The 5,054-nt window shown below is 63.0% G+C and carries 5 protein-coding genes; 3 read left to right on the top strand and 2 right to left on the bottom strand.

Annotation, left to right across the window (positions count from 1 at the left end; genetic code table 11):
• The first annotated feature begins 481 nt into the window (after positions 1 to 481).
• Entirely contained in the window at positions 482 to 1,291 is an 810-nt protein-coding gene (locus A5779_RS25680; RefSeq protein ID WP_330220085.1) for a sensor domain-containing protein, read from the top strand.
• A gap of 12 nt (positions 1,292 to 1,303) precedes the next feature.
• Here A5779_RS25680 and A5779_RS25675 read toward each other — a convergent pair whose 3' ends face one another.
• On the bottom strand, positions 1,304 to 2,569 hold the full coding sequence (locus A5779_RS25675) for an NRAMP family divalent metal transporter (protein ID WP_064886549.1): 1,266 nt from the start codon (positions 2,567 to 2,569) through the stop codon (positions 1,304 to 1,306).
• 41 nt (positions 2,570 to 2,610) lie between these two features.
• Here A5779_RS25675 and A5779_RS34135 point away from each other — a divergent pair, with 41 nt between their 5' ends.
• A complete protein-coding gene (locus tag A5779_RS34135) occupies positions 2,611 to 3,279 on the top strand; it encodes a hypothetical protein (protein WP_165609833.1) in 669 nt (222 codons plus the stop codon).
• 180 nt (positions 3,280 to 3,459) lie between these two features.
• On the opposite strand, the gene A5779_RS34810 is transcribed toward A5779_RS34135, so the two are convergent.
• Positions 3,460 to 3,582 carry a hypothetical protein gene (locus A5779_RS34810; RefSeq protein ID WP_269085852.1) on the bottom strand — a complete coding sequence of 41 codons (123 nt, stop codon included), beginning with the start codon at positions 3,580 to 3,582 and terminating at the stop codon, positions 3,460 to 3,462.
• A gap of 94 nt (positions 3,583 to 3,676) precedes the next feature.
• On the opposite strand from A5779_RS34810, the gene A5779_RS25665 reads away from it, so the two are divergent.
• The gene (locus A5779_RS25665) at positions 3,677 to 4,957 is read left to right on the top strand and encodes an acyl-CoA dehydrogenase family protein (protein WP_064886547.1); all 1,281 of its coding nucleotides are present in this window, start codon (positions 3,677 to 3,679) and stop codon (positions 4,955 to 4,957) included.
• The last annotated feature ends 97 nt before the right edge of the window (positions 4,958 to 5,054 follow it).

Below are 5,054 nucleotides of genomic sequence, written 5' to 3'. Positions count from 1 at the left end.
ACAGGCCTAAACCACAACACAAGAGTGTCAAGGATCAACCGAAACAGATCCGTCAACCATCACCCGACTCTGAACAGCCCCACTTCAGACAGCCCCGCTAGACAGCTTTGGGAAGAACTGACGACGAATTGTCGCGGTGCTGCGGTGACTGAGTCGACGCGACGGCGAGCAGTCAGGTCCACAACGCCGCGTTTGGTGAAGCCGCGCGATCTCGGCCGCAGGATGGGTGCGTATGCACCTCGCCTGGCTGGGGCGGAACGTCCTGAGTGTGTGAGTGGCAAGGCTCGCTGTTACCGCCGGGCTGCACTCTGTAGCCGATTGTGCAGGCTGGCGCGATTTTGTCACGATGTCGACTCTCAACCCGGGTGTTAAAGCATCACCGGACGCTGGTGAGCCTGCCAGTTCCGCCGGCGTGCGTTCGCCCGAGCGGTTGATGGTGTTTCGATAACGGTTTCGGAAAGTCTTCGAACGTAGTGCGGAAATGTTCTGCGTCGAGTACGCCTACGCTGTTTTTCTGTATTCATCCATTGCGGCTCAACATCACCGTGACTCAGATGCCAGCGCAGAAATGGGGGAACGACGAATGCGCTTTGCGACCACCGCAATCACCATTGCTGCTGCTTGCGCCCTTACCGCGGGCTGCGGTCAGTCGACGGAACAAGCGGCCGAGACCACCCCGACAAGACCGATGATTACATCGTTTCCTCCGACGCCACTGAGACAAAAAACGCTGCCTCGATTGCTGCTTGCCCCCGAACAGATCAATGCAGCAATGGCGGCCGGGGGAATGGCTGTGACGGGCACCGACTCCCGAATGTCGGATGACAGCGGGACGATGGCCCCCCGTGAGTGCCTCGCGGTCGACGGCGCCGCCCAAGCACCCGTGTATGCGGACAGTGGATTCACCGACGAGCAAGAGGTGTCGCTGGCGGAGCCGGACGTCCTCACTCACTACGCCAAGCAGGCGGTGGTCCGATTCGCCGACGCCGACCAGGCCAAGGCCTTCTATAACTCGTCAGCGCAACTGTGGCCGGCGTGCAAGCGCTACACCCACACGCAGACCGGCACTCTGTGGGAAGTGGGACCCATCTCCACCGACGGCGGCGTACTGAGCACAGTGACAACCCAGACCAACGCCCAGGCGGGCGGGTGGGCCTGTGGCCGGGCATTGACCGCGAACAACAACATCGTGGTCGATGTCAATACCTGCAGCGCCAACCCGGCCGATTCGGCCGTCAAGATCGTCAGGCAGATCTCCGCCCGGATCGATGCACCGCCCATAGGCTCATAAGCTTCGGCGATATCAGGCCGACACGCTGACCACGCCGAGCGCGACCACACACAAAATGACGACGGCGGTAACTAAGGAGTACGCGATCACGCTCCGACGGCGCAATGTCAATTCACCCATGAGGTTTTCGTCGCGTCCGATCGCGATCATGACGCACAGTAGCGGGATGAGCAGCACTGCGTTGAGGACCTGCGTGGCGACCAGGATCGTCACCAGTGGGATCCCCGGGATCACAACGACAAGCGCTCCCACTGCGGTTACCAGGGCAAAGGTGAGATAGAACGTCCTGGCTTGCTGATATCCGTCATCCAGTGCGGCCTCGAATCCGCTGTATTCGCACACCGAGTACGCCGTCGACAGGGGCAGGACAGAGGCGGCCAACAGGGCCGCTCCGATGAGGCCTCCGGCGAACAAGGTGGCGGCGGCGTCGCCCGCCAACGGTTGCAGCGCGATCGAAGCATCGGCGGCATCACTGATGGTGCGTTCGCTGCGATGCAGTGTTGCGGCGCACGCGACGACGACAAAGAAACCGATTATGCCGGTGAGGAGAGCGCCGATGACGACATCGACGCCTTCGAGTTTGAGATCTTCGGTGCGCAATTTCTTGTCCACGGCATAGGACTGGATGAACGCCAGACCCCATGGTGCGAGCGTGGTCCCGACGGTTGCAGTGACGATGGCAATCGCGCCGCTGTCCAACGGCATCGTCGGCACCAACAGGCCATGGGCCGCATCTGTCCAGTCCGGCTTGGCGAGAATGCCGGAGAAGACATAGGCCACCAACACCGTCGACAGCGCCAACAACACGTGCTCGACGCGATGAAAACTGCCTCGCAGCACCAGGATTGACACTGCCACCGCGGCCACCGGAACGGTGATGTAACGGGCGATGCCGAACAGTTCGAAGCCCGCCGCCACGCCGGCGAACTCGGCGCTGATGGTGCCGACATTCGCGACCACCAACGCCAGTAGCACAACCGCACCGACGCGAACCCCGTATCGTTGGCGTACCAAACCGATCAACCCCTGGCCGGTAACAACTCCCATGCGTGCGGCCAGTCCGTGGAACATCACCAGCGCCACCGTGGACAGCAGCAACACCCACAGCAGCTGATAACCGTAGCTGGCTCCCAGCACTGAGTAAGTGGTGATACCTGCCGGGTCGTCGTCGGACAAGCCGGCCAGTAGTCCCGGCCCGACAACCAGCAGCAGCGCCGAAAATGTGAACCGACGCTTCACCGCGGCGAATCCGTTGCGCGGTGGTGACGGCGGGGCCATACGTGGGACCGCAGCAGGGGCCGGTTGTGCCGTGTGTATCGGTGAGCCAGTCGCTCGCGCCAACGTCTCCGATGATGCTCTGGCATCGCCTCGATGACATCGGCCGCTTCCGATTCGCTCATGGCTCGAAGCATGCGCTCGCCGGTGACGGCATGGCTGGCGCGGATCACGTCGGCTGCGACCAGAGGACCTTTGGCAACGAGGATCTCGGTGGCCGATCCGGTGTCGAGGCGGGCGACAAGTCCGGCCAGGCCGCGCGCATCCAGCAGGTGCATGGTTGCGCGGGGCGTGGCCAACTGCACGGCATGTCCCCGTTCGGAGGTGAGGTGCACATCAGCCCAAGCGACTGTATCGGGCGGCAATCGAGAGACGAGGCGCCCGAGGCCGAGCCGTCTGAGCACTGCGCCGAATCCCACTTCGACACCGACGGGTTGGATGCGACCGTCATGCCGTCGTGCGAGCACTACGTCGGCGACGCGGGCAAGCCGCTGACCGGTGATGTCGACGACCTGGGTGTCGAGTACATCTCGTACGAGCTGGATCTCGTCCGCTTCCAAGGCGGACCCGCTGTAGGCGCGAGTCGTTGCCGAGGAGGTCGACGCGAGCCGGATAGCACGGTGTTGAAATGCTGCGCCTTCAGCCCAGAGCAGCAACAGCCCACGGCCGTTACCTGCGTGAACGACGAGGCGGTCTACCACCACATCGTCTGAACCGAGTCGGACGGTCGCATCGGTGAGACGCCCCAGCACGCCCCCGTCATCGCCGATGACGTCGCGTCCGACCATCTCGGTGAGTAACAGCACGCCATCAGCATGCCGGGTCGACCGCGCAGCTGTATGACGAACGCCGACGCGGTGACTCCTACGGGTCGTCGCGTCCGCGAGGTGCCCTCAGACCAGGCTTTCGCCCATCAACTGGACGTCCGATGGCGCCGAGGATCCGCAAGATGCCCGCATCGCCAGCAGAATGCCGCCGATCGTGTGTGGATCCGCCGTCACCTTGTGGGTAGCCACGGGGTTCTCGGAGCCTTTTCCCTCGCGGGCTGTGCGGCGGATGCTAGACAGGGGTACATGCCTGACAATCAGGGCATCACTCGAGGAGGCCTGTATGGCATGGGATTTCAGCACCGAACCGGAGTTCCAGAAGAAGCTCGACTGGGTCAAGCAATTCTGTGAGGACAAGGTCGAGCCGCTCGACCACGTCTTCCCATATGCGGTGCGTTCACCCGATCCGGTGGTGAAATCGTATGTCCGAGAGCTGCAACAGGAGGTCAAGGATCAGGGCTTGTGGGCCATCTTCCTGGACTCTGAGCTCGGCGGCCCCGGTTTCGGACAGCTCAAGCTCGGCTTGCTCAACGAGATCATCGGACGATATGCGGGTGCACCGCACATGTTCGGAGCGTCGGCTCCCGACACCGGGAACATGGAAATGCTCGCCGCCTACGGCACCGACGAACAGAAAGAACGCTGGCTGATTCCACTGCTCAACCAGGACCTGTTCTCGGCGTATTCGATGACCGAACCTCAGGGCGGTAGCGACCCCAGCCTGTTCAAGACGCACGCGGTCCGTGACGGCAACGAATGGGTGATCAACGGCGAGAAATGGTTCACGTCGGCGGGCCGGGTCGCCGACATTCTGTTCGTGATGTGTACCAACGGCATGTTCGTGGTGCCACGCACGTCACCGGGTGTCGAAATCATGCCCGAGCCGCGAAATCACAACCACATCGTCTACCGCGATGTTCGGGTGCCGCTCGACCACCTGCTCGGCCCGGAGGACGGGGCAAAGGTATTGGCGCAGAGGCGTCTTGGTGGTGGACGGATCCACCACGCGATGCGCACCATCGCCCAGTGCAACTTGGCGTTCGACATGATGTGCGAGCGGGCGCTCAGTCGGCAATCTCACGGCAAGGTCATATCCGAACACCAGATGGTGCAGGAGAAGATCGCCGAGTCCTACGCGATGATCAAGATGCTGCGACTGTTCGTCCTCGAAACGGCGTGGAAGATCGACAACACCTCCACGCAGGAAGCGCGCACCGAGATCGCCGCCGTCAAGTTCACCATGGCGAAGGTGCTGCGGGAGGTGTCGTTCAACGCTCTGCACATCCTCGGTTCGCTTGGCACCACTGATCTAACGCCCCTCCAGGCGATGTACGCCGGCGCGCCGACCATGGGCATCGCCGACGGCGTCGACGAGGTGCACAAGGCGACGGTGGCGCGCCGCGTGCTCAGGGATTACCACCCGCACGAGGGAAATTTCCCGACGGAGTTCATCCCGTACAAGCGTGAAGAGGCCCGCAGAAAGCTGCAGCCCGTGCTGGCCGCGAGACCAGATCTGGCTGCGTCCGCCGAGGCCTACCAGAAGTATTTCGAACGCCACCGTTGAGTCGTCGCACCCGAAAACCACCGGCCGTGGGGGGGGGGGGCCCCCCCCCCCCCCCCGGGGGGGGGGGGGGGGGAGACAGCCAATTTATCCCCCCCCC

The organism is Mycolicibacterium peregrinum (assembly GCF_001665625.1).
Classification (GTDB): Bacteria; Actinomycetota; Actinomycetes; order Mycobacteriales; family Mycobacteriaceae; genus Mycobacterium; species Mycobacterium peregrinum_B.
Note: the sequence above shows the minus strand (reverse complement) of the source record. Positions and strands in the feature narration are given on the sequence as shown.

Excerpts from the sequence above, each read along its gene's own strand:
- A5779_RS25675 (WP_064886549.1), bottom strand. The coding sequence starts at position 2,569 with ATGGCCCCGCCGTCACCACCGCGCAACGGATTCGCCGCGGTGAAGCGT.
- A5779_RS25680 (WP_330220085.1), top strand. The coding sequence starts at position 482 with ATGTTCTGCGTCGAGTACGCCTACGCTGTTTTTCTGTATTCATCCATT.
- A5779_RS25665 (WP_064886547.1), top strand. The coding sequence starts at position 3,677 with ATGGCATGGGATTTCAGCACCGAACCGGAGTTCCAGAAGAAGCTCGAC.